The sequence below is a fragment of the Bradyrhizobium betae genome (genome assembly GCF_004123905.1).
Classification (GTDB): domain Bacteria; phylum Pseudomonadota; class Alphaproteobacteria; order Rhizobiales; family Xanthobacteraceae; genus Bradyrhizobium; species Bradyrhizobium betae_A.
The window spans coordinates 487,746-512,619 of the sequence record NZ_MZXW01000050.1 but is presented as its reverse complement, the minus strand read 5'-3'; the positions used below and the strand labels follow the sequence as shown (position 1 = coordinate 512,619).

Annotated in this window: 21 protein-coding genes; 7 read left to right on the top strand and 14 right to left on the bottom strand. The window is 63.4% G+C overall.

Features of this window, described 5'->3' with window-relative positions; genetic code table 11:
* From B5V03_RS34925 to B5V03_RS34895, 7 genes are read right to left on the bottom strand one after another with little or no spacing between them, the layout of a single operon-like run.
* On the bottom strand, positions 1-915 hold the full coding sequence (locus tag B5V03_RS34925) for a general secretion pathway protein GspK (RefSeq protein WP_129274897.1): 915 nt from the start codon (positions 913-915) through the stop codon (positions 1-3).
* Positions 912-1,634, bottom strand: a complete 723-nt coding sequence (locus B5V03_RS34920; RefSeq protein WP_129274896.1) for a general secretion pathway protein GspJ — start codon at positions 1,632-1,634, stop codon at positions 912-914. Before B5V03_RS34920 ends, B5V03_RS34925 begins: the two co-directional genes overlap by 4 nt.
* Positions 1,631-2,026 (bottom strand): PulJ/GspJ family protein, encoded by a 396-nt coding sequence (locus B5V03_RS34915; RefSeq protein WP_129274895.1) that lies wholly within the window; start codon positions 2,024-2,026, stop codon positions 1,631-1,633. The genes B5V03_RS34920 and B5V03_RS34915 overlap by 4 nt, the downstream gene beginning before the upstream one ends.
* The gene (locus tag B5V03_RS34910; protein WP_129274894.1) at positions 2,004-2,498 is read right to left on the bottom strand and encodes a prepilin-type N-terminal cleavage/methylation domain-containing protein; all 495 of its coding nucleotides are present in this window, start codon (positions 2,496-2,498) and stop codon (positions 2,004-2,006) included. The genes B5V03_RS34915 and B5V03_RS34910 overlap by 23 nt, the downstream gene beginning before the upstream one ends.
* The gene (gene gspG, locus B5V03_RS34905; RefSeq protein WP_129274893.1) at positions 2,461-2,910 is read right to left on the bottom strand and encodes a type II secretion system major pseudopilin GspG; all 450 of its coding nucleotides are present in this window, start codon (positions 2,908-2,910) and stop codon (positions 2,461-2,463) included. The genes B5V03_RS34910 and gspG overlap by 38 nt, the downstream gene beginning before the upstream one ends.
* A gap of 24 nt (positions 2,911-2,934) precedes the next feature.
* Positions 2,935-4,146 carry a type II secretion system F family protein gene (locus B5V03_RS34900; protein ID WP_129274892.1) on the bottom strand — a complete coding sequence of 404 codons (1,212 nt, stop codon included), beginning with the start codon at positions 4,144-4,146 and terminating at the stop codon, positions 2,935-2,937.
* A 5-nt stretch (positions 4,147-4,151) separates the two neighbouring features.
* On the bottom strand, positions 4,152-5,840 hold the full coding sequence (locus B5V03_RS34895) for a GspE/PulE family protein (RefSeq protein WP_433995361.1): 1,689 nt from the start codon (positions 5,838-5,840) through the stop codon (positions 4,152-4,154).
* A gap of 182 nt (positions 5,841-6,022) precedes the next feature.
* Here B5V03_RS34895 and gspD point away from each other — a divergent pair, with 182 nt between their 5' ends.
* Both gspD and B5V03_RS34885 read left to right on the top strand, forming a co-directional pair.
* Entirely contained in the window at positions 6,023-8,335 is a 2,313-nt protein-coding gene (gspD, locus tag B5V03_RS34890) for a type II secretion system secretin GspD (protein ID WP_245502443.1), read from the top strand.
* Between the two features lie 4 nt (positions 8,336-8,339).
* On the top strand, positions 8,340-8,936 hold the full coding sequence (locus B5V03_RS34885; protein WP_129274889.1) for a prepilin peptidase: 597 nt from the start codon (positions 8,340-8,342) through the stop codon (positions 8,934-8,936).
* Between the two features lie 64 nt (positions 8,937-9,000).
* On the opposite strand, the gene B5V03_RS34880 is transcribed toward B5V03_RS34885, so the two are convergent.
* The 3 genes from B5V03_RS34880 to B5V03_RS34870 all read right to left on the bottom strand — a co-directional run bounded on the left by B5V03_RS34880 (position 9,001) and on the right by B5V03_RS34870 (position 14,893).
* Positions 9,001-11,505, bottom strand: coding sequence for a hypothetical protein (locus B5V03_RS34880; protein WP_129274888.1), 2,505 nt, complete (start codon positions 11,503-11,505; stop codon positions 9,001-9,003).
* 265 nt (positions 11,506-11,770) lie between these two features.
* Complete coding sequence (locus tag B5V03_RS34875; protein ID WP_129274887.1) at positions 11,771-13,831, bottom strand: LamG-like jellyroll fold domain-containing protein; 2,061 nt, start codon at positions 13,829-13,831, stop codon at positions 11,771-11,773.
* Between the two features lie 621 nt (positions 13,832-14,452).
* Entirely contained in the window at positions 14,453-14,893 is a 441-nt protein-coding gene (locus B5V03_RS34870) for a hypothetical protein (protein WP_129274886.1), read from the bottom strand.
* A gap of 144 nt (positions 14,894-15,037) precedes the next feature.
* Between B5V03_RS34870 and B5V03_RS34865 the strand changes: the two genes are divergently transcribed.
* Positions 15,038-15,967: an IS1595 family transposase gene (locus B5V03_RS34865; RefSeq protein WP_129274885.1), complete on the top strand. Its 930-nt coding sequence runs from the start codon at positions 15,038-15,040 to the stop codon at positions 15,965-15,967.
* Positions 15,968-16,135: 168 nt separating this feature from the next.
* Here B5V03_RS34865 and B5V03_RS34860 read toward each other — a convergent pair whose 3' ends face one another.
* Positions 16,136-16,933 carry a hypothetical protein gene (locus B5V03_RS34860; RefSeq protein WP_129274884.1) on the bottom strand — a complete coding sequence of 266 codons (798 nt, stop codon included), beginning with the start codon at positions 16,931-16,933 and terminating at the stop codon, positions 16,136-16,138.
* 299 nt (positions 16,934-17,232) lie between these two features.
* On the bottom strand, positions 17,233-17,820 hold the full coding sequence (locus B5V03_RS34855) for a tetratricopeptide repeat protein (protein ID WP_245502429.1): 588 nt from the start codon (positions 17,818-17,820) through the stop codon (positions 17,233-17,235).
* A gap of 151 nt (positions 17,821-17,971) precedes the next feature.
* On the opposite strand from B5V03_RS34855, the gene B5V03_RS34850 reads away from it, so the two are divergent.
* On the top strand, positions 17,972-18,661 hold the full coding sequence (locus tag B5V03_RS34850; protein ID WP_129274883.1) for a WbqC family protein: 690 nt from the start codon (positions 17,972-17,974) through the stop codon (positions 18,659-18,661).
* A 76-nt stretch (positions 18,662-18,737) separates the two neighbouring features.
* Here the strand turns inward: B5V03_RS34850 and B5V03_RS34845 are convergent, their stop codons facing one another.
* Positions 18,738-19,658 carry a hypothetical protein gene (locus B5V03_RS34845; RefSeq protein ID WP_129274882.1) on the bottom strand — a complete coding sequence of 307 codons (921 nt, stop codon included), beginning with the start codon at positions 19,656-19,658 and terminating at the stop codon, positions 18,738-18,740.
* Positions 19,659-20,375: 717 nt separating this feature from the next.
* Here B5V03_RS34845 and B5V03_RS42845 point away from each other — a divergent pair.
* The gene (locus tag B5V03_RS42845) at positions 20,376-20,945 is read left to right on the top strand and encodes an acyltransferase (protein ID WP_164988482.1); all 570 of its coding nucleotides are present in this window, start codon (positions 20,376-20,378) and stop codon (positions 20,943-20,945) included.
* Here B5V03_RS42845 and B5V03_RS34835 read toward each other — a convergent pair.
* Positions 20,916-23,270 carry an FG-GAP-like repeat-containing protein gene (locus B5V03_RS34835; protein ID WP_129274880.1) on the bottom strand — a complete coding sequence of 785 codons (2,355 nt, stop codon included), beginning with the start codon at positions 23,268-23,270 and terminating at the stop codon, positions 20,916-20,918. The genes B5V03_RS42845 and B5V03_RS34835 overlap by 30 nt on opposite strands.
* 293 nt (positions 23,271-23,563) lie before the next feature.
* Here B5V03_RS34835 and B5V03_RS34830 point away from each other — a divergent pair, with 293 nt between their 5' ends.
* Together B5V03_RS34830 and B5V03_RS34825 are read left to right on the top strand one after the other, a co-directional pair.
* A complete protein-coding gene (locus B5V03_RS34830) occupies positions 23,564-23,776 on the top strand; it encodes a hypothetical protein (RefSeq protein WP_349643411.1) in 213 nt (70 codons plus the stop codon).
* 121 nt (positions 23,777-23,897) lie between these two features.
* Positions 23,898-24,860: a methyltransferase domain-containing protein gene (locus B5V03_RS34825; RefSeq protein WP_129274878.1), complete on the top strand. Its 963-nt coding sequence runs from the start codon at positions 23,898-23,900 to the stop codon at positions 24,858-24,860.
* The last annotated feature ends 14 nt before the right edge of the window (positions 24,861-24,874 follow it).

Sequence of the window (24,874 nt, the reverse complement as noted above, 5' to 3'; positions counted from 1 at the left end):
TTACAGAGGCTTTCCGGCGGAGCCGTCGAAGGCGTTGTGCCACGACAATACACGATAGGGCTCATCGCCGCTTTCGAGAAGCAGGATGACGATCTCGGCCGAGCTCAGCCGGTGCGACGGCGCCTCGGCGGCGATCGTTATCCGGTAGGCCTTCGAGCCCTCGGTCGTCGCATTGGTGCTGCCGGCAGCCCCGACCAGGGCTCGCGGGTCGATATTGGGGTCCGCGCGGGCGCGCAACACCTGTTGCAGCGTCTCCGGCGTCATGCCGGGCAGCGCCGCCACCACCTGGGGCGCCGCGTCCAGCACGTTGACCGTCTTCATGTTGCTGAAGACGGTGACGAAGGGCAGCACGCGTTCCACGACCGCGGACGGAATGCCGCGCACCAGCCAAAGCTCGTCGCTGTGCGGAAACGGCGCATGGCGCGGCAGGTAGGAGGTGCCGAGCGTGCGGTAATAGGAATCCTCCGGATTCTCCAGACCCGGCTCCGTCGAGGAGCGCCAGGCGAGTATCCGATCGGCATAGACCGACGCATCCGCCTCGGAAACGCCGAGCGCCGTCATCAGGCCCGCCAGCATCGCCTTCGGCGCCGAGTTGAGATCGACGCGCGCCGCCTCCGAGCGGAATGTCACGCTCACCCTCCCGGCCCCGACGCGCGCGTTGAAGGTGCCGCTGGTCGGGCGCGTGGCCTCGGGTTGCGTCGTCAACCGGTAGGCCGCCAGTTCGAGGCCGGCGTTGACCAGCGCATCGGTCTGGAGCCGGTCGGCGCCGACGGCGACCGTGACCGCGGTGTTGGTGACATAGCTCAGGTAGATCAGCGCGAGCGCGGCCAGCGCCGCCAGCATCCACAGCACCACGACGACTATGAAGCCGCGGCCGTCAGGAAGGCTCGCGCGGTGGGAGTTCGCGCCGCTCACAGCTGCTGCTCCTCTTTTTTCTCGGCCTGTTGCGGCCGGCCGCGCGCCGCCACGCAGGTCGTCGGGTTCTTGGCCCGCGCGCATTCGGCCGGTGCCGTGATGTGCGGGATCACCGCACCCGAGACCGCCAGCACCTGCCCGGTGGCGCTGTTGCGCACCGTGATGCGGATGCGGTCCGGCAATTGCGTCTGGCCGCGCCAGGTCGGCAGCCACTGACCATCAGGCCCGGCATAACCGAAGCTGACGCGGAACGGCGCGCGGATGAGCACGACCTGGTCGACGAAGCGGATCTGCCCGTCCGTCGGCATCGGCTGGAACGGCGCTCGTTCGCGCACCAGCGCCAGCCCTTGCGCGTCGGCCTTCTCGATGAAGCGGATGAATTCGAGGCCCGGACGGGCGCTCGGGCCGAGCGCGGTGCGCAGGAACGTCACCGACAATTCGGCGCCGTCGAACAGCGGCGCCTTGGCATCGCCGTTGACGGTCATTTGCTCGGCAACCTGGAGGTCGGCAACGATGCGGTCGATGCCGGTTGCGAGGCGCTCGGCCCGCTGCACCTGGGCAATGCCGCGATTCCAATTCGGCAGCCATTGCGCCGTCACCGTCGCAAGTGCCCCCAGGATCACGGTCATCAGCAGCGTCGCGAGCAACACTTCGAGCAGGGTGAAGCCTGCCTCATCGGCGAGCGCATGGCGCAAGCGCTTCATGGCAAGGCCCTTCATTGCAAAGCCCTCGGCACCAGCTTCACCGTGGTGAGCTGGATCGCGGCTCCGTCGGCGCGCTGGAGGCGCAGATTGACCGCCATCGGCACGAAGCGGTCGGTGTCGGGATTGCCGCCCGCCACATTCATCGGCGTGACGTCGACCCGCCAGCGGCTGCCGGCGATCTCGCCGCTCTGCCTCCCGGGTTTGAGCAGCCCCCGCGCCGGCAGGTTCGCAAGCAGCGTCTCGGCCGTGCCCGCCAGCGCCAGGCGCTGGTCGATCGCGCGCGTGCCCCTGGTCGTGGTGGCGATCACCGACCCGATCGCCCCGAGCACGACCGCGATGATCGCGAGCGCGACCAGCGCCTCGACCAGGGTGAAGCCGGCGGCGTCAGAGCAGCTTCTGCGGGACAATCTCGACGCCTCCGGTCAGCCAGTTGACGCGCACCTCATAGCCCATGCCGGGCCGCGCCAGCGCGATCGTCCCGCCGCACGACATGCCCGACGGAAAGAAGTCGATCGACCGCCCCGCCGCGCGGTCGGCACAGCGCGAGGCCAGCATCGCCTGCACCACCACGTCGCCCGGCAGGCGGATGGTCCGCCCGGTGACGCCGGAGCGGATCGAACGCGCCTCCGCGTCCACCTGTGTGGTCACGCGCACTTGCCGGCGCAGCGCCGCGTTGCGGTCGGCCTTCAGCAACGCCGCGGTCTCGACCGCATAGCTCTCTAGCCTGGCGCGCGTCGTCGTGCGCGGGATCGCCGGCAGGATGATCGACGCGAGCAGGCCGATGATCGCGAGCACGCACAGGATCTCGATCAGCGCGAAGCCGTGCGCATCGCGGATGTGCTCAGCGCGTGCCGCTGACAATGTCGGCTGCCGTGCCACTGCCGCCTTCCTGACCGTCCGATCCGAGCGAGATGATGTCATAGGGCGCGCTCGCCCCCGGCGAGCGATAGACATAGATGTGGCCCCAGGGGTCGTTCGGCACCAAGCCGCCGCGCAAATATGGCCCGTTCCAGCCGGCTTGATTGGTGTTGCGGGTCAGCGCAGCGAGGCCTTCGTTCGAGGTCGGATAGCGCCCGAGATCGAGATAATAGAGATCGAGCGCACTGGAGAAGCTCTCGATCTGGATCTTCGCCGCCTTCGCCTTGGACTCGCTGAGATAGTTCAGCACCCGCGGGCCGACCAGCGCCATGATCATGCCGATGATGGTGATGACGACCAGCATCTCGACGAGCGTGAAGCCCGCCTCCCCTCGGCGTGCGGCGCGCCGGCCGCGCGTTGGATGTTTGGTCACTTCAAGCCTCTCTCGTTCCATGTCCTAACCGACAATCTGGCTCACCGACATCAGCGCCGTCATCACTGAGGTGATCAGGCCGCCGACGACCAGCGAGATCGCGATGATCGCCGCCGGCCCCGCGATGCCGACGGCGCGGTCCAGCGTGCGCTGCAATTTGGTCTCGTAGAATTCGGCGACGCGCCCCGACAGCATCGGCAACTGACCGGTCTCGTCGCCGAGCCGGAGCATCCGTACCGCCATCGCCGGCAGCGCCGCGGTTTCGGCCAGCGCGTCGGAGAGCTTCGAGCCATGGCGAACGCGGTCGGCGGCATCGCTCCAGACCGCGGACGGCCCGGTCGTCGCCATCATGTCGACCAGGATGCGCAGCGTGGTGGTGAGATTGACGCCGCTGCCGAGCAGCAGGCCGAGATTGCGGCAGAACAGCGCGGTGCGGTACGCGCTCATGATGTTGCGGATCGCCGGCAGCCGCGTGATCGCATTGGCGATGCCGCGACGGATACGCTCCTGCCGCAGTACAAGCCACGTCGCGGCGATGATGGCCGCAAGGCCAGCCAGCACCGCATCGGAATTGCCGCGCAGGAAGGTCGAGATGTTGAGGAAGACACCGACGACCGGATCGACCTTGGCGCCGAAATCCTGCAACACGGATGCGAACTGCGGCAGCACGAAAGTGAGGAAGAACAGCAGCACGCAGCCGGCCGCGCCGAGCACGAACAGCGGATAGCGGATCGCATCCGACAGCCGGCGTCGCAACGCCTCGCTGCGCGCGCGTTCGCCGGCCAGCACCTCGAGCACCTGATCCAGGGATCCCGACGCCTCGCCGACCCGCACCAGCGCGATATACATCGGCGGAAACAGCCCTTCGTGCCGCGCCAGCGCCTCGGCAAAGCTGTCGCCCGAGATGACGCGCGAGCGGATGTCGGCCACGACCGAGCGCAGCCTTCCGAGATCGGGATCGGCCGCGAGCAGCTCCAGTCCGTCATTGATGCGCGCCCCCGCACGCAGCAGCAGCGCGAGGTCGCGGGTGAGGATGGTGACGTCTTCCGGCTTCGGCCTGTTGAAGAGGCTGGTCACGCGGCCGGAGGCGCCGCCCTCCTCCGGCGTGACGTTGTCGACGAGGACGAGGCCGAGCCGTTCGATCCGCTGCGCGACGTCGCCCGGCGCCGGCGCAGCGATGGCGCCGGAGACCAGTTCGCCGTTGGCATTGAGCGCGCGGTAGCGATAGTTCGGCATGGGCGTCAGCGCACCGTCGTGACGCGGAAGACTTCGGGCACGGTGGTGAGCCCGGCCCGGCATTTGGCCACCGCGTCCTCCAGCATCGTGGTCATGCCGCCCCGCATCGCAGCGGCATCGATGCTGTGGGAATCCGTCTGCGGCCCGACCAGCGCACGCACCTCGTCGGACATTTCGAGGATCTCGAACACGCCGTTGCGGCCGCGATAGCCGGTCCCGCCGCAGCGTTCGCAGCCACCGGCCTCGTGCACGACCTCGCCGCACTTGAAACCGATGATGGCAAAGCGCGGGTCCTTGGCGAGATCGGCCTCGCTCAGCGCATGCGGTACCTTGCAGCGGTCGCAGAGCATGCGCACCAGGCGCTGTGCGACCACAGCACGCAGCGTGGACTTCAGCAGGAAGCCTTCGATGCCGAGATCGATCAGGCGCGGCATGGCGGCCGCCGCCGTCTCGGTGTGCAGCGTCGTCAGCACGAGATGGCCGGTCAGCGCGGCATGGATCGCAATATGGGCGGTCTCGGCGTCACGGACCTCGCCGACCATGATCACATCGGGGTCCTGGCGTACGAAGGCGCGCATCGCCGAGGCGAAGGTCAGCCCGATCGACGGCTTGACCTGGGACTGGTTGATGCCGGGGATCTCGTATTCGACGGGATCCTCGATGGTGAGGATCTTTCGCGTCGGCTCGTTCAGGATCGACAGCATGGTCGCAAGCGTCGTGGTCTTGCCGCTTCCGGTTGGCCCGGTGACGACGATCATGCCGTGCGGCATCGCCAGCAGCCGCGTCATCACGCTCTCGTCGCGCGCGGCCAGACCAAGCTTGCTCATCTCCAGCAGGCCGCGGTCACGCGGCAACAGGCGGATGACGGCGCTTTCGCCATGCTGCGTCGGCATGGTCGCGACGCGAACGTCGATCTCGCTGCGCCCGACGCGCACGCGCGCCGCGCCGTCCTGCGGCAGGCGCCGTTCCGCGATGTTGAGGCTGGCGAGAATCTTGATGCGCGAGATCAGCGCCTGCGGCGGGATGCCGTGCGGCGACGGCAACGCGCGCAACAGGCCGTCGACGCGCATGCGCACCACGAGCCCGGCACGGAACGGCTCGACGTGAATGTCGCTCGCGCGCAAGTCCACGGCGCGCTCCAGAAGATCATTGAGCGCGCGCACCACCGGCGCACCGCTGGCGAGATCGCGCAGACTCTCGATGTCGTCGTCGGATTGTTGCGCAACGCGTCCGCCGCTTCGATCGGCATTTGCGTCGTCGGCCTCGGCCCGTTGATCGAGGACTGTCGTAATGTCCTCATATGACGCCACGACGACATCGACCGGCGTTCCGAACACGATTTCGGCGGCGCGAATGGCAGCCGTGTCGGAGGGATCGGCAACAGCCAGCTGGAAGACGTCATTGGTCGCGCTGAAAGGAAAGATGGTGGATTCACGCAGGAAGCGGCGCGAAAAGCCGTCGAGACGGGGCGTGGCCGCGAGCAGTTGCGGAAGACTCAGCCGCGGCAGTGCAAAATGATCGGAGACTTCATCGGCGAATTCGGCCGCCGAGAGATCGGTGGTTTCCCAAAACTCCCGTAAAGGCCGCAAGACCGCGGGATTGGCCGAATTTTCCACGCGAGCATGCGCCCGTGGCGGCAGTGAATACTTTTCCAGGAGGTGCTGTCGGAAGCTATCGGCGGAGCGGTCTCGCATCGCATTCACAGCGTTGACCTTGTTACCTGAATGCAACAGCTTCGACCGGCATGGAGGGCCTTTACCCTTGACTTATTTATTAGCAAAAACATAATCGCGGCGCAAATTATTGCGCGTCCGGGCCAAGGGGATCGGACGCCTTTTCAGTCACTCTCAGCGTTGGCAGGCGTATTTTGTTTGAAGTGGTACAGCCGCTTTCGCGCCGGCGCTCAGCGTTGACTGGAACGCTCGTTCTACTTTTGTCCGGATTTGCACTGAGCGCGTGCATCGTGACCGCCGATCAGTCGATCGAGGCCGACCCCAAAGATCCACGCGCCCAGGACCTCGCCGACAAGATCCGCTCGATTGATCTTTTGCCGCGCCAGACGACCGACACCGGCGCCACGGGCCTCAAGCAGCCTAACGCTTCACGCCCTGCGATCTATCTCAGCGACGGCACGACCCCACAAGGCGCCGCGCTCGCCGAACGCGACGATGCCGGCGGCAGCGGCTATGACCTCAATTTCGAGAACGCGCCGGTGGCGACCGTCGCAAAGGTCATCCTGGGTGACGTGCTCAACCTCGGCTACACGATCGATCCCCGGGTGCAGGGGACCGTGACGCTTGCCTCGGTGCGTCCGGTGTCCAAAGCGGACGCGCTCTATGTGCTGGAGAATGCGCTGCGCATGTCCGGCGTGGCGCTGGTGCGCGACCGCACCGGCTATCGCCTGCTGCCGGCACCGGAAGCAGGTCCCGGGGGCATCGACCGCTCGGCGAACGCCGAAGCCGGCCAGGGCATCACTGTGGTGCCGCTGCGCTATGTCTCGGCCCAGAACATCTTCAAGCTGCTCGATGCCTTCGGCGTGAAGGCCTCGACCATGCGTCCCGACAGTGCCCGCAACACGCTGATCGTCAGCGGCAGCGGCACCGACCGGGCGACCGCGGTCGACACCATCCTCTCCTTCGATGCCGACTGGATGCGCGGGCAATCGATCGGCATAATTCCGGTGCGGAACTCCACCCCCGAGCCTCTGGTCTCCGAGCTGGAAAAGATCATGGATTCCGGCGAAGGCGGCCTGAGCCAGAACGTTCTCAAATTCCAGGCGATCAGCCGGCTCAATTCGATCCTCGTCGTCAGCAGGAAGCCTGAATATCTCAAACGTGCCATGACCTGGATCGCGCGGTTGGATAAATCCGATACCGACGCCGCCAACATGCAGTCCTATCCCTTGCGCTATGGGAACTCGAAACAAGTGGTCGCGCTACTGAACGAAATGCTGATCGGCCCTTCGAGCGGCGGTTTCAGCCTCGACAGCGCATCCAGCCAGATTTCGCCCGGCGGCGGCGTTTCGGTTTCGTCGTCTGCCAACAATTCGGTAGCCTCCTTGAGCGCGCTGCCAACCGCTGGCGCTGGCGCTGCCGTGCCGATCACCGGCGGTCCTGGCGCGTCGCAAAGTGCCCGTCCCGCGCCCGCCCCGACTCAGGATTCGCAACTCGGCGGCGCGAGCACCTCAGGTACCAAGACCTCCGGCGGCAACGGCTATCTCCCGAACGTCCGGATCACCGCTGACGTCAGCAACAACGCCATCCTTGTTTTTGCCAACGCGGAATCGCAGCGCATCGTCGAACAGACCATCCGCCAGATCGACCGCCCACAGCGCCAGATCGCCATCGAGGCGACGATCGCCGAAGTGACGTTGAACGATCAGTTGAATTATGGCGTGCAATATTTCCTCGCAAGCCAGAAGGGCTCGATTTCCAGCACCATCCCGGGCGTCGCCACTAACGGCACCACGGCGATCGAGCCCGCCAGCAATGCCGTCAATGCGGCGGCCGGCGCCCTGCTGGGGCGCGTGCTCCCAGGGTTCAATCTCTTGGTGGGCGCGGAAAGCTCGCCCCGCGTCATTCTCGACGCGCTGCATAACCTGACCAACGTCAAGGTGCTGTCGAACCCGTCGCTGGTGGTGCTGGACAACCAGGCCGCGACCTTGCAGGTCGGCGACCAGGTGCCGTTCTCAACGGGCACTGCGACAGTGCTGACCGCGAACAACACCGTGGTCAACACCATCGACTACAAGAACACCGGAATCATCCTGCGCGTGCTGCCGCGCGCCAACGCCAACGGCAATATCGTGCTCGACATCGAGCAGGAAATCTCCAGCGTGTCCGCTGCCAGTTCGGGGACACTGACCCCGACCATCTCGCAGCGCCGTGTCAAGAGCTCCATCGCGGTGACCACCGGCCAGACCGTGCTACTTGCCGGCCTGATCAGCGAGACCGAGAACAAGCAAAGGCAGGGCATTCCGGTGCTGGATTCCATTCCCGGCGTGGGCGACGCCTTCTCGCACCAGACCAACACCCGGGCACGCACCGAACTGATTTTGTTCATCCGTCCGACCCTGATCAGAGATCCCGTGGACGCGCATGTCATCGCCGAGGAGATGCGCAGCAAGATGAACAGCCGCCTGGTCGGCACCAGCAATCCCGTCGTCACCGTGCCCAAGGCGGCACGCTAGCAGCGTGCCCGAACAGCATGTGTACGAGGGAACGGGCCCCGCGCTCGCACTCAGCGTCGCCCTGCTGCTGGGCGTCTTTGCAAGCCTCGTCACCGCGCCGGGCGCCGAAGGCCTGTACGGCGCGTTCCTCGCCGCCTTGATGCTCGCGATCGCGGCGTATGATGCCCGCCACTACCTCATTCCCAACGAGCTGACGGGGGCCGCTTTCGCCCTCGCCCTGCTCCGCGCCGCCGCGTTCGTGCCCGATATCGGCATCGAGGCGCTGCTCTGGCCGCTGGCTCGTGCTGCGGCCGTGGCGCTCCCGCTGCTGCTGCTGATGGTGCTCTACCGGCGCTGGCGCGGCCGCGACGGGCTCGGGCTCGGCGATGTCAAGCTCGCCGCGGTCTGCGGGGCGTGGCTCGATCTTGCGACCGTCGCCGCGGTAATCGAGCTGGCGGCGCTGCTCGCGATCGGCGTCTATGTCGCCAATGCCACCCTGCGAAGAAGACCGCTGCGCGGGACCGCCTTCCTGCCCTTCGGACTGTTCCTGGCCCCGGCGATCTGGATCGGTTGGCTGGGCGAGACCTGGTATGTGAACTGGCTGGGCGGCTGGCCGGGCTAATGAACAGCGCAGAAGCCCGAAGGGGCGTGCCAATGAGGCAAGCCCCTTCGGTGATTTGCTCAGCTTACGCCGCGTGCGACATCGAAAGCTGGGCCTGGGGCTGATCCACCGGATTGGTGATGAGCGAGCCGCCATGGCCGTCCGCCGCGAGAGCGAAGTCCGCAGCGCTGTATTGGCCAAGCAAGTGCAGCGCGGCCGTATGAGAGCCGTCGGTGATCGTCAGCGTGCCGCCGGTGTTCCCCGCGTTCGCCGCGTAGGCAAGCGACGTGTGTTCACCGAAGGCGATGTCGCCGAGATCGAGCTCGGCGCTATCCTGCCAGCCGGTGATCGTCCCGCTGAAGGCCGACGACTGATCGAGCACCAGCTTCGCGGATGCCCCGCCGAAGGTGACGTCGGTCAGCGTGCCGCCGGTGTGGACGTATTCGAGACCGTGCGCACCGATGGTGGTGCTGCTGGCACTGCCGCCGGCACCGACATGCTGCTCACCGGACGCGATCGTGGTGTCGCTCGCCGTGCCCCAGACGTACTGAACACCGCCGTCGATGGTGGTGCCGCTGGCGTTGCCCCAGTCGACCTGCACGCCGCCGGCATTCAGCGTCGTGCCGATGGCCGTTCCGCCCACATGGACGCGCTGCTCGCCGCCGTCGTTAACGGTGGTGTGCAAAGCCGTGCCCTGGACGGTTTGCACGCCGCCGCTGCCGATCACCGTCTGGTCGGCGGTGCCGCCATAGACCGCCTGCAACCCGCCCTGGATCGCGGTGCCGGTTGCAGTGCCGCCAATGTAGATGTCCTGCTCGCCGCCAGCGGCGATCGTCGTCGCGCTGGCGGTGCCGCCCGCTCCGATCATTTGCCGGCCGGCGATCGTCGAACCGGTCGCGACACCATAGACATAATCTGAAGCGCCCTGGGTCACGGCCGTGTCGTGCTCCGTGCCCCAGTTCATCTGCACGCTACCGGCGTTCAGCGTCGTGCTGATCGCTGTGCCGCCTGCATAGATGTGCTGCTCCGCACCGTTCCCGATGACGTAGCCGGTCGCCGCACCGTAGATGTGTTGATGGCTGCCGGCACCGAAGGTTCGGCCGCTGGCGGTGCCGAACACGTAGTTCGACACGCCGGTGTTGCCGGCCGCGTCCGTGACGACAAGATCGATGGCGGTGTTGAGCAGGTCCGACGCCAGATTGGCGCTCCAGCCGCCGTTGCTGTCCACGGTCACCTTCGTGCTCCAGCCACTGTTTTGCGAGGTACCGTCGCGCACCGTGAGGGTCTGACCGGCAGCGTCAATGTCGACCGAACCGGCGAGCGTTACGATCCCCGAGCCCGTGGGCGTCACGGCCGACAGGACCGGCGTGGGCTTCACGGTATCGACCGAGAACACCTGCGCCTTGACCTCGTTTCCGTTGGCATCCTGCCAGGTGACGACGAAGCGACCGTCGGCATAGGCGGCGATCGAGGGATGCAGCTGATTGGAGGTCGTGCTTGTGTTGACCAGCATTTCAGCCCCGACCTTACGACCGTCCGCAGTGAACACCTGCAGCTTGATGCTGCTGCCGCTGGCATCTCCGCCCGTACCGCTCCAGTCCTGCCAGGCGACGGCGAAATCACCGTTGCTGAGCGCGGTCACCGTCGGCGTGAACTGGGAGTTGACCGTCGTGGTGTTGACCAGGAATTCGCCGCCGACTTTGCTGCCATCGGCCGCGTAGATCTGCGCCTTGATCCCGCTGCCGCTGCTGTCGCCGCCGACCTTGCTGAAATCGTACCAGGTCACGACGAAGCCGCCATTGGGCAGCGCCGAGATGGTCGGCTTGAGCTGGTCAGAGGCGGTCGCGGTGTTGACCAGGAATTCCGAGCCGACCTTGCTGCCGTCGGCGGCAAAGATCTGCGCCTTGACGCTGGTCGCATCGCCATCGCCGAGCGTTCCGCTGAGATCTTCCCAGGTCACCACGAACCCGCCATTGGCGAGCCCGGTGATGGTCGCGTTGTCCTGGCTGCCGCCGGTCTCGGTATTGACGAGGAATTCCGAGCCGATCTTGCTGCCGTCGGCCGCAAACAGCTGCGCCTTGATGCTGGTGCCGTCGTCGTCGCCACCCTCGCCGCTGTCGTCGGTCCATGTGACGGCGAAGCCGCCACCGGCGAGCCCGGTGACTGCAGGCACCAACTGCGAATAGGACGTCGAGGCGTTGACGAGGGTTTCCGACCCGACCGGCGTGCCGTTGGCCGAAAACACCTGTGACTTGATGCTGGTGCCCTCGCTGTCGCCGAGCGTCTGGCTGTTGTCGAACCAGGTGACGACAAAGCCGCCATTGGAAAGACCCGTGATCACGGGCGCGAGCTGGTCGTCGGCGGTCTCGGTGTTGACGCGGAATTCCGAACCGACCTTGCTGCCGTCGGCCGCATAAACTTGGGCCTTGATGCTGGTGCCGCTGGCATCGCCCAGCGTTCCGCTGGCGTCATCCCACGTGACCACGAAGCCGCCACCAGCGAGCCCGGTGACTACAGGCGCCTCCTGGCTGCCGGTCGCATTGGTGTTCACGGAGAATTCGGAGCCGACTTTTACAACGGGAGCAGCCATAGATCTGGATCGCTTTCATTCAAACTGTGCCGGCCGCGGATGTCGTCCGCTGGCCCACGGCAAAAGGTTACGAGAGCGTCCGTATTGCATCGCGATATATCATATTTTTGATGATATGTTATGTATTATGTGAATGATGCGATCATTGATCCGATTGCGCTGTCGCGCCGCGGACGCGACAAAAAAATGTGGAGCTCGTCGAAACGAGCCCCACATTGGCTTTCTCGGCGATCGCGTCGCCGCAACGCGATCAGGTCATGTCAGATCAGGTCCTGCGCGCAGTCAGCCATTGGTCGCGACCGATCGGACGGTAGACCATGCGGATCTCTCCGACCGCACCGAAGAAGCCGTCGGACAGCACGCCATCCCACCAGCCCGCGCCGAGGATCCAGGGCTGCGGCGTGTTCTGCGAGCGCATGCCGATCGCCGCATTGCCAACGTTGCGGAGCACCGGCGCGCCGTCGATGTACATGGTGGTGGTCAGCGTCGACGGATCGTTCACGATCGCGATGTGATACCAGCTGTCGCGGATGATCTCGCCCGACCAGTTGGTCTGCGCATTATGCGAGACGGACGCCGGCACCACTTCCCACTGCACTTCGCGCAGGTTCGAGATCGCGAACAGCACGCTCGACGCTTCGGGATCGCCGCCCTGATAGCCGCCGGGAACGTTACCGCGGTTACCCTCGCGACCGAGGATATTGCCCCATTTGTGCAGGTTCGCGGTCCAGCCGGCCGGGATCTTCACGAAGGCCTCGACCGTGTAGCCGTTCCAGAAGCTGCGGCCATTGAGCGACGCCGCTGACGCCGTCAGGAAGGCGTTGAGGCGGCCGACCGTGTTGTCGGTGTTGAGAAACGCGACGCTGCCCGCGGCGGACGACAGACGGTGCTTGTCGGTGGTCCACACGACGTCGCCAAGCTGGGCGGATTTGATGAGCGCCACACGTGCCAGATCGTTGCCGCCGGCAACATCAGGCAGCACACCGCCGACCGGGACGATCTGGCCGTCGACGATCGCGGCGGGCGCGCGCCAGTGCGCCACGGTATCGGCGACGTGCGGATAGTCCTCGGTATCGGCAGGCAGCACGACTTCCGGCGTCGGCGGATCGACATAACCGGCGAGCAGGTCGGCGCGCACCGCCGGAATGATCGCGGGTCCCGTCAGCACCTTGCTCGGACTGAAGCGCGTGAAGCGGGCGAAGCGGGTCTTGAAGTTGATCGGAATCGAGAAGCTGTTGTTCGGCGCCGTCAGTTCGGCATGATCGAACTGGTTGAGCGTGGCCTTCGGCTTCTGCACCACCCAGGGCGAGAACGACATGACGTCGATCTTGTTGTTGGTGAAGTCGACTTCGTAGAGCCGCATCATGGCGTTGCCGCCCTGATAGTCCATCTGGTAGTCGACCACCATCTGATGGACCGGATTGCCGAAATTGTTGGTCTTCGAGAGATAAGTCGCGCCATGGTAATGGCCGTTCAGCGTCATGAAGATCTGATCCTTGTCGCGGATCAGCTTCTCCCACAGCATCAGGCCGTAATCGGTCTCGAGCGGCGACAGGCCGTCGCTGTCGATGTTGAGCAGCTGGTGATTGGACAGAATCACCGGCAGCGTCGGATTGCGATCGATCACATCGCGCGCCCAGGCGATGGCGCCGTCCGAAATGCGCCAGGACAGCGAGAGCACCATGAACTTGACGCCGTTGGCCTGGAAGATGTGGTATTCGTGGAAGCCGCTGCTGTCGCGCTCGCGGAACGTCGATTGCTGCGCCGCGCGGCTGCTCGGAAACCACTTCAAATAGGGCTCGGCGTTGAGGCTGCGCTGGGCATCGGTGCCCGAGTTCTGATCCCAGGGGTTATGGTAGTCGATGTCGGTGACGACGTCGTGGTTGCCGGCCAGGATCGAATACGGGACCTTGGCATCTTCCAGCTTCTTCATCGCGGCGTCGGCGATGATCCACTGGTTCGGCTTGTTCTGCTGGTCGACCACGTCGCCGAGATGGATGGCGAAGCGGATGCCGTACTTCGCGGCGTTGTCGGCGATCCACTGGGTCTGCGCGTCGTAGGGCGTCGAGCCGTAGGCCTTCTGGAATTGCTGGCTCTCGTCGGTCGTCGCGTAACGCGAATAGAACTGCGTGTCGGGCAGCACCGCGATCGTGAAGCTGGTCAATGACGGAGTGCTGGTCTGCGCCTTTGCCGCGCCCGCGCCGAGCGCCAGCACGGACAGGCTGGCGGCGCCCTGAAGGACCGCGCGGCGATCGATCATTTGGCGCGTGGAAGTATTGCTGCCGGAACGATCGTTTCCGGCGCGGTCGATGTCGTCATTGCTCATGGAAGAATGCCTGTTGCTACCCGGTCGAAGTTTCGACGGTAGGCGGGTCTCTAGCGACCGAAATTAACATTCAAATTAAAGAAATGTATCATAAGAAATGTTATCAAACGTTCTCGCGGCGATCAGCAGTGCGGCGCCATCGGCCAGCAGCACCGTTTGATCGCTGTCGATTGGCCGGCGCGAGGCACGGCACTTCGGGGGCCTGACGACAGTTTCGATCTGAATCTGTTCTTCAGAAGCGCCGGGAATATTATATTATACTTCGCGTACCCAACCGATAGCTAAGTGACTCAACTTATTAAGTAACTGTAAATCTTGACGGAATCTGCTGGATTTGCTAAAAGAGCCCCGTCACGACCGCCTTGATGCCACTCGCGGTCGGTCGTGACGGCTCTTACACCTGTCTACTGACAGGGCAGCTACTGCACCCTACCTCCGCGCCTTTGGCGAGGTCGCGGCGGAGGGCTCTACATCCCCGATACACCGGGGCTAGGAAGGTAGAACGACTGGGCTCGACCAGCATTTTCACAGCGGGGTCCTTTTGGATGGTTCACCCTAGAAACTGTGCTGTGTTTCTTACACCACGTCCTGTCTCTTAAACGGCGGCTTCGGCCGCCGTTTCTATTTCATCAATTCAAGTGTCGGTTCGGGCGGAGATGATCTTTGTTTGAGTCTCCACCGCTCCCCGTCCCGGATAATTCTCCCCGCCTTGCCGAAGCCGAAGATGGACGGGAGGATTTGCTTGTTCTGCACACCCGGCCAGTACTTGGCCCTTATCTCGTCCATCAACTCACGACTCGATAGGGAGCCTTTACCGGCCCGCTCTGCGTCTCTCAGAATGGTCTCCACCATTTCAAAGGTGGATGGAATGCCCTCGGGCCTTGGGGGCAATTTGACGGTGACGACGCGTCCAATGGGTGCAGGCTTAATGGGAAGCTTGGGGCGCACCAGCTCCAGCACGCGCAAAGCCACATCGAACTCGTCGTTCTCCTTTTGGAGTCTGGCGATCTCGTCGAGGTTGCGCTTCTTGCGCTCGCGGATGGTGTCTGCTTCTGAACTCATGGAACCATATATAACCCTATTCAGCCTGATAGAACTTCACGATTTCGTGATTTATGCTTTGTTCTTGATTGAGGATTGACCCCATAATCAAAACTTGACGTACCCAAAAGCGCGTGATATCCTATTTTACAAGGGGATTTTGCCATGAAATCGATTCTGGAAGCCCGCCATTTTCACGATGAACAAGCTGCGTATAACTTCGTGGAGAAGCGGCTTTGGCCAAATGGTCCCGTCTGCCCGCATTGCGGCGGCGTGGAGCGCATTTCCAAGATGGGCGGCAAGTCCACCAGGATCGGCGCTTACAAGTGCTACCAGTGCCGCAAGCCCTTCACCGTGAAGGTTGGGACCATCTTCGAGTCCAGCCACATCCCCATGCGCCATTGGCTTCAGGCGATCTTCCTGATGGCCTCCAGCAAGAAGGGTATCAGCAGCAACCAACTGCACCGTACCCTTGGCTGCACTCTCAAGACTGCGTGGTTCCTGTCCCATCGCATCCGCGAAGCCATGCGCTCGACTGACACCTCGCCCATGGGCAGCAACGGCGGCACCGTTGAAGTCGATGAGACCTTCTACGGCCACGTTGAAGGCGCTCCCAAGAAGGGCCGCACCGCTTGGGCGAATAAGAACGTTGTCGTGACCCTCGTTGAGCGCGGCGGCTCGGCCCGCAGCTTCCACGTTGATGGCGTGCGCGTTGCCGACATTCAGCCAATCATCCGCGCCAACATGAGCCGCGACGCTCAGATGATGACCGATGAAGCCAACTCCTACAAATTCATCGCGGAAGTCGATGGCCTCAACCACGACACCGTTGCTCACGGCAGGGACGAGTATGTCCGCCGCGAAGGCGAGAAGATGATTTCGACCAACACCGTCGAGGGCTACTATTCCGTGTTCAAGCGCGGTATGAAGGGCACCTATCAGCACTGCAAGGAAAAGCACCTGCATCGCTACTTGAACGAATTTGACTTCCGCTACAGCGATCGCGTTGCGCTTGGTGTGAACGATACCGACCGCGCAGAGCGTGCATTGAAGGGCGTCGCTGGAAAGCGGCTCACCTATCGAACGACTAATTAGCCAAGAGGCCCCATATGGCAAAAGCCGCCGCTCCCCCAGGGGGGAAAAAGGCAAAACCGAAACCAAAGCTGAGTGACAAAGAGCAATCTGAGCGGTTCAAGCAAACCGCTCGGAAGCTTGGCGTTGATGAAAGCGGAGATAGCTTCGAAGAGGCGATAGGAAGGATCATTAAACCAGGGGAGCGAGCTCCTTCATGAAGGCCCTCGTCGCGTCAAAAACCTCTTCTGCTTGTTCTGGAGTGTATGTTTCCTTTGGATGATTTGTCGGCACTCGCCACGCGCGATTTACGACGACAAGATCGTGCTGCACGCGATACCATTTTATCTGCTCGTCGCTCCCCTTCGTCATCGCATCGATTTTCGGCCTCATATTGTCCGCGATGACACCCCACGGGAGCCCCTTGCCATTTGAATCGCGAACGGTAGCGCCGATCTTGTCGGCGATCGCTTGGGTGGCACTTTCAAGCGCTCTCATTAGATGAAAGACAGCAGCAGTAGCGCGGCCGAATGCGAGGCATTTGCCCGCTTCGGAAATGTCTTCAGCCGCCCTTGGAAATTTCGCTTCCACCTCGTTGCCAAAAAGGGGGTCGGTTTGTTCAAAGGTATCTGCCATTCGGGGTGAGAGCATCACGAATAGCTTTGCGCCCATCTCCTCGCCTAGGAGGTCCGTTAGCCTATCGGTATTCGCCATCAAGTTTAACTTCTTCTGTCCGTTGAAAATCAAGCCATCGCCAGCGGGCGCTGGATCGCCTTCATTGAGACTCGCAAGAAGTCGTTTTGCTGCATTCTTTGAGATGGGCAACTCAAGCGCGCTGACCAGATCAGCGTAGCGAGAGAACTTAGCTCTCATGTTTTCGAGTTGCTGGGTGTCTACGTGAATACCATGCGGGTTGTGCCTCATCATCGAACCGAACGAGACAACGAAGCTTTGCAAGTCCACCAGTTCGCCGACTGAATATTTTTGCATGAGCTCCCAGAGGCCCCATAGCCTGCCGGGCACGAATCCCCCGGCGCTACTCATGGTAGCACCAGGCGCTTGGGTACGCAAAGTATAATATCCCCGAAGCGCCGGCAACCGCCCCGACGAGCGCAGCAGCCGCGGCGGCCTTCCCTCAGTCGAGTCGACGGATGTCATGGTATCATAATACCACGAACACGCCCCGCCGACGGCCGTCGGCTACTATGCATGGGGTTGTTTTCGCACTTTTTGTTTTGGGGAACCGAACGACCTGGGAAAGCCGGGCGTCGGGAGGTGGCCGTCGGGGATCAGTGCTCCCGGCTCGGCGCCCATTCCAGGGCCCTCAGGCGGGCCTGGGCGATCTCCCCGCGCGTCATCTTGGTGGTGACGGCATCCCGGATCCGGGCCCGCGACTCCCGCACCGGCGGCGGCGCTGCGGCCGTCGACAGGTTGAGCCATTTGGAGGCCTCGACGATGTCCTGCGGCACGCCAAAGCCGCGGTCGTAGAGCAGGCCCAGGGAGTATTGGGCCCGGGTGTCGCCCTGCTCCGCCGCGCGGCGGTACCACATCGCGGCTTCCGTGTAGTTCTGCGGCACGCCGCGGCCGGTCTCGAACAGGAAGCCGAGATGGGTCTGCGCCGCCGCGTTGCCGCGCTCGGCGAGCCGAATGAAAATACGGGAGGCCGCCACATAGTCCTGGCGCTGGAACGCGGAGACGCCCTGGCGGACCGATTGGGCGTGGGCCGGCATCGCCGGCAGCAGCACGAGCACGGCAAAAGCGACGGCCCACCCGGCCCGTCGGATGAGGCCGGCCTGGCGCCGACGCACGGAATCGCATTTGCCGAGAGATGTCATGCCGTCCCTTCCCTGCCTGCGCGCCAGACTAGTCTGCCGCACCACGAGAATCCAGTGCACGGCTGCCCGGCGATTTGATGCTTTGGGAGCAGAGCCGGCGCGACTATAAGACGGGCCAGAATCTCTTCGAATGTCGCTTGGCCACCGCGCGGAATGCGCCGACACGGCCGTCACGGGTACAGGATCGCGCGTTGTGCGGATTTGCATCATCCAGTCCTGCTACATCCCCTGGAAGGGCTTCTTCGATCTGATCCGGAGCTGCGACGAATACGTGATCTTCGACCGCGTCCAGTACGTGAAGCGGCATTGGCACAATCGCAACCTGATCAAGACGGCGAACGGCCCGACCTGGCTGACCATCCCCGTCGTGGTCAAGGGCCGCTTCGAGCAGCCGATCGACGAGGTCGAGATCGCGGGGCCCTGGGCCGAGAAGCATTGGCGCGCGATCGCGCTCGCCTATCGCCGCGCCGCCTTCTTCGACGATTTCGCTGAGGTGGTGAAGAGCTGGTACGAACAGGCCGAGCGCGAGAAGAGGCTGACCGACGTCAACGCCATCTTCCTGCACGGCATCGCCGGCTTGCTCGGAATCGGGACGCGGATGACGCGCGACACCGCCTATCCGGCGCAAGGGGCCAAGACCGAGCGGCTGCTCGCCATCGCCCGCGCGGCGGGCGCCGACCGCTATCTCAGCGGCCCTTCCGCACGCGATTATTTCGACGAGGAGATGTTCCGCGCCGCCGGCGTGACGACGGAATGGATGAGCTACCGCGGCTATCCCGAATACACGCAATTGCACGGCGACTTCGTCCACGAAGTCAGCGCGCTCGACCTGCTGTTCAACACCGGGCGCGAGGCCGCGCGCTATCTCGAGCGGAACGCCTGATCGGCGATACGGACAGAAAAACGCTCCGGACGAGTTCATCGTCCGGAGCGTCGGTCCGAAGCGGTAACGAAGCAGCTTACTTCAGCGGGATCGTGGACATCGTCCCGTCCGTGGTGTTGCCGTTGAGCTGGTTGGTCGTATAGGACGACACCACACCCGACACGCCGGTCGTGTTGCCCTGGATCGCAGATTCACCGACGCGGATCGTGGTGGTCCCGCCGGCGTTCTGAATGCCGGTGGCATTGTTGGACGCCGTCGAACGCATGATCATCACGTTGGCCGTGCCGGAAGTGGCCGTGCCGATGACGCCGGCGAGCGTGCTGTTGGTCGCCGAGCTGTGGTCCACGTTGAGCAATATGCTGCCTCCGCTTGCATCCGCAGCGAAACCGAAGGTGTTGCGGTCAGCAACCACGCGATCGATCATACCCTTGCTGGTCCCGCCGGCTGCCGGCGCGATGCGAATGCCGGCCCCGGTCGAGCCGTTACCATTGCTGAATACCGTCGTGCGGGTGATTTCGAAGCCGGTGGCGCCACCAGCCGTGATCGAAATGCCGCTGCCCGTGAAGCGCCGGAAGACGCAATCCTCGACATGGAGGAATCCGCCGTTCAGGAAGCTGACGCCGTTGATGCCAGTTCCAAGCCCTTCGAAATCGAGCCCCTTCAGGAAAAGATAATCGTTCACGCCGGCATTGAAGATGATGGCGTTGGTGCCAGACACCAGCACGCCGGCCGTTCCCGCCTCGCAGGAGATCGTCATCGACTTGGTCACCGTCACCGCACCGAAGCCGCCCGGATCCAGGCAGTTGATCTCGCCGGCTGCGGCAGTCTTGGAAATTGCGCCTGCGAAGGTCTTGCAGGGTGCAGTGCGGCTACAGGGGTTGGCGTCATCACCGACACCTGACACCCAGGTTCGGGTCGCTTGCGCGTTGGCGGGTGCCGACGCGAGGAGTGGAACGAACAGTCCGAGGGCCAAAGCCACCAGGGCAATGCGACGCATGGGTAAATCTCCATTAAAGCAGTGTTTGCTGGGGAATGCAGTTTTTCCGCGAGCCAATACTCGTGGCTCGGGAAGGCATGGGACAATAGAAGCGTTTTCGAAACTGACAGGCCCCCCTGTCGATTAGCGCAATTCTCGTCTTGTCGCGGGCTTGTTATTATTTCGCAAATTCTATTTCGTATCGCAGAAAGTTTTGCGACATGCCGTCGTGGAGATCAATCGATTCATCCACAATGATCTGACGCTAGCCCACTGCACGTCGGAACCTGCTTGGATTGGTCTTTGCAACCACAGGGAGGTTCAAATCATGCGAGGCTTTTTCGTTTCGACCTGCCTGGAAACAAGCGATGAAAACCTTCAATCGTCACTGTCGACATCGTATGGCGCACGCGCCACGGAGCGACAATGGGCTTTCACCTCCCATTTTTGCGTGTTCCGCACCGGCAAGCAGCCACGAAGCGCGCCGGCTCGCCGAACGGTTCGTGGGATCCTGCGACAACTTATCGCGACATCGCACCGGTCCGCACGAAGCGGCCCGGCACGGGACGTTGGACCTCGGCGACGTTGGGCCCGGCATGCTGCGTCACCGGGGTTGCCGCGACGGGTTTGCCGGACAGATTTCGATGGTCTAAGCTCGTCACCTGTTCTGCCCTTCCGGGCCGTCCGGATCGACTTCCTCCTTCAGGCCGTCTTGATCGGCAGACGTCTGGCCTCTTGATGCTCAGGTTTCAATATTATCGCTACGCGGAGCACCTGTTCTGGACGGTCTGCGACCTGCTTCCGCCGTTCCTGCGCAGACTGATCTTTAAGCTCGCGTTCAAGCGACTGGGCGCCGGGGCGATCATCGACTACGGCGTCTATGTCAGATACCCTTGGATCGTTTCCATCGGCGACGGCTCGATCCTCAACCAGGGTTGCAGGATCTATCCGTCTTTTCTGGTCAAAGGCGCGGAGATCGTGATCGGCAAGGGCGTTGCGCTGTCTCCCGGCGTGACCTTGTGCGGCGCCAGTCATGATCATGGTTCGCTCGAACTTCCCGACACTGCCGGCACGATCCGCATTCACGATCGCGCCTGGATCGGCGCCAACGCGCTTGTCCTTCCCGGCGTCGAAATCGGGGAAGGCGCAGTGATCGGCGCCGGGTCGGTGGTCACCAAGGACGTCCCGCCATGGTCGGTCGGGGTGGGAAATCCGCTAACGGTGATCAAGTCGCGCGAGATCGAGACGCGCAATGAGCCAGCGGCGTTCGAAAACGCGTCAGGTGACGAGATGCCAGCCGCCAGCTGAGTTTGTCGTGCCGATCTGCTGGTTGACCGCGACCTGGGTGCCGTTCATTTCCCACACCGTCAGCGCGTTGGTGGTCGCGTTCTCGAACAGGATATCGGACTTGTGGTCGCCGTTAATGTCCTGCAAGCCCGCATAGACGTTGCCTGAAGCCGCGATCCCGACCTGAGGATTGTCGGTGACTTGCGTCCCGTTGAGCTGCCAGACGGCGACGCCACGGGTAGCGCTGTTGACGAACAAGAGATCGGATTTGCCGTCGCCGTTGAAATCTCCGATGTCAGTGAACTGCCAGCCGCTGGCCGCGTTGATGACGCCGATCTGCGGGCTGGCGGTGATCTGGCTTCCGTTCATCAACCAGACCGCGGCACCATGGGTGGTGTCGTTGAGGAAAAACAGGTCGGTCTTGCCGTCCCCGTTGAAGTCGCCGGTCGCCGCGAAATGCCATCCGCCCGCCGCGTTGATCGTGCCGATCGTGGTCGCGGACGAAACTTGCGTGCCGTTCATCTGCCACATCTGGACGTCGTGCGTCGCGTCGTTGATCAGCAGCAGGTCGGTCTTGCCGTCGCCGTTGAAGTCACCGGTGGAGGCAAAATGAAAGCCGGACGGCGCGACACCCACTTGCGGACTGGTAACGACCTGCGTGCCGTTTAACTGCCACTCGGCGATCCCGTTGGTGGTCGGGTTGACGAACAGAAGGTCGGTCTTGCCATCGCCGTTGAAATCGCCAACGTCGGTGAACTGCCATCCGCCTGCGGCATTGATGGTACCGATGACAGCGGGCGCAGTACTCTGCGATCCGTTCATCAGCATCGCTGACAGCTCGTGCGTCGAGTCGTTCAGGAACAACAGGTCGGATTTGCCATCGCCGTTGAAGTCGCCCTTCGCGGCATAGTGGGAGCCGGTGGACGAGGTGCCGACCTGCGTGTTGTCGAGCACCTGGGTGCCATTCATGTCCCAGACGGCGACGCCGTGCGTGGTGTCATTGAGGAATAGCAGGTCGGTCTTGCCGTCACCGTTGAAATCAGGCTCCCGGGTTGCGGCGTGGCCGGCGGCGAAAGCCGCGAGAGCGGCGCTCGTGACCGTTCCGTCAGCGAACTGGAAATACTCTACACCCGTGACCGTATCGCTGCCGTCTGGAGTGCCGGATCGCTGGTCAGTCAGGGTGAACGTCTGCGTGGCCGAATTGTAGACGATGACATAATTGGCTTCGTTGCCCGAATACACTGCGGTGTCGGTGCCGGAACCGCCGATGATGGTGTCGTTGCCTCCACCACCTGTGATCGCATCGTCGCCGGAGCCGCCGTTCAGCACGTTGGCGATGGCGTTGCCGAGGAGGCTGTCGTTGCCGGAGCCGCCGGTGGCATTGTCGATATAGGACCGCGCGTCGCCGTTGTAGAGATAGGCATTGTAGATGTTGCCCGAGGCGTCATGGCCGTCGCCGAGATTTGCCAGCTGCACGGTGGAGAACACCGACGAAGCGCCGGGATTGAGATTGATGTTCAGGTTCGTCGTATAGTTCGACAAATCGTAGGTATCGACGCCGCCACCATCCCAGACCGTCTCGTAGATACGGTTGGCCGAGCCGCCGGCGCCACCGCCGGGCGCGAGCTGCGCGACGCCGTTGATGAACTCCTGCCCGGTCGTCGTGCTCCAGGTGTAGACCGTGTTGCCGCTCTGGGTCGTGTAGTCCGCACCGTACATCGTCTGCAGCGCGAGAATATCGTTGGCCATGTAGGTCTGCGGATATCCGTAGGCCTCATTGGTGTAGCCAGCCGTCGTCGAGGCGCCGACATAGCTGCGATAGCTCATGACGGTGTATTCGCTGTCGTCATGCGCGCTCGGCACCGCGACATTGGCGGGGCCACCAGTCTCCTGGCTGTGCTTGAGGCCGAGGGCGTGGCCAAGCTCATGCAGCGCCGTTGTGAAATAGTAATTGCCGAGCTGCGCCAGTGTGTAATTGTACTGGGTCCCGAACCACACGTCGCCGCCGGCCGCATAGTTGCCGGGGTAGTAGGCGTAGGAGGTCGGATTGGCCGCGGGCGACTGCGCGATCATGATATCGGCGCCGTTTGTGCCCGCATACGTGATGCTGGCGTTGGTGTAGCCGAGAATCAGTCCGATCGCGTAGTTGATCGCCGCCTGCATCTGGGTCGGCGCCGAGGCAAAGCCCGAGGTGATCGGCTCGCTGTGGCCGCCGCCATAAGAACTGGCGTAGTCGCTGGACGAGTCGGGAAAGCTGTAGGTGATCGCGCCGGTCCATTTGTAGCCCGACAGCAGGCCATCGATATCGGCGTTGTTGGTGGCACTCACGGTGACGGACGTGGCCAATGGACTCTCCGGAGCAACGCGTCGGACGCGATTCGGGGTGCAGGCAGGCGATTCTAGCTTGAGAATGATACGTTTGGCTTAATTTTGGCGCCAATGCCCGGCGGCTTGCGTAACGAGCCGTTAAACATCAAATCCTGTATTGATACGGGACCGCGGAAAAGGCGGCGGCAACCGTCCAGCGCGATGAATTTGCAACGAAAACCATGAGAATATCACGACTGTCGGCCGGTGTTCTCGGCGCCATATTTGCTCTCGCCATGGCGGACCATCACAGCTCCGAAGGACTGCCCATCATGGACGGGAAGGCCAAAGCGGCCGAAAGCGGCAAATCAGTACCTTCTCCGTCGGTTCCACCGGCCCGGGATCCGTCCGCCGCGGTTGCGGAGGAGTACGAGGCCGCCCGCCGCAAGAACACGGCGGAAGCCTACGAGCTCTTCATCGCCCGCCATGGCGACGACCCGCTGGCCGAGAAGGCGCGCGCCGACCTGAAACGCCTGCCGCGCTGAGCGGAAGCATTCGGACGACTGTCGTCCAGGAGCCGATCGTCGGCCGGTTCGCTGGCGGGTGACACGTCCCGGCCCAATCTGTACAAGCTCAGTTCGGATCGACGCCAAACCGGAATATCGCGTGCTCGACTTCGTTAGCCCAGAAAACTACCAGCCCCTTACCCCAGCCGCGGATGGCTCAGCGCTCGTCGGTGCCGACGGCGCCCGCTATCCCATTCACGACGGCATCCCCGATTTCGTCCCTGCGACCGGCGGCGAGCAGCCGCTGCACGGCAACCAGGATTTCTACCGCACCCGGGCGCATGAATATGATCTCGGCAACAGCGTCATGTTCCGGATGCTGCTCGCCGAGGAGGAACCGGTCCGCGAGGATATTGTCGCGAGCCTCAAGCTCCTGCCCGGCGCGCGCGTGCTGGAGATCGGCTGCGGGACCTGCCGCGACACCGTCCATCTGCTCCGCAGGGACACAACTGTCTATGCCGGCGACCTCTCCTACGAGATGCTCGCGATCGGCAAGCAGCGCCTGGAAGACGTCCGAGCCGATTTCAGCCGCGTCCGCTTGTTTCGAGGCGACGCGATGCGGCTGCCGTTCCCGGATGGCTTTTTCGATGCGGCCTTTCATTTCGGCGGCCTGAACCTGTTTCCCGACATCGCCGGCGCGCTCAAGGAGATGGCGCGCGTGGTAAAACCGGGGGGCCGCGTCGTCGCCGGCGACGAGAGCGTGGGCCCGTGGCTCGCGGAAACCGAATTCGCGAAGATCCTGAAGAATTCGAATCCCCTGTTCGCGCATGTGGCGCCGCTCGACAGGATTCCGGTCAATGCGCGCGACGTCAGCTGCCGCTGGGTCCTCAATGGCTCATTCTACCTGATCTCGTTCGAGGTCGGCGCCGGCGAGCCTCAGCTCGACCTCGACGTCGAGTTTCCCGGATGGCGCGGCGGCTCGCACCGCACCCGCTATTTCGGCCGGCTCGAAGGCGTGTCGCCGCAACTGCGCGAGACAATCGTCAGGCAGGCGGCGGCCGAGGGACTGTCGATCGTCGCGTGGCTCGAGAAGACCTTGCGCAAGGCGACTGAAACCGACTAGCGTTCGTCCGGGAG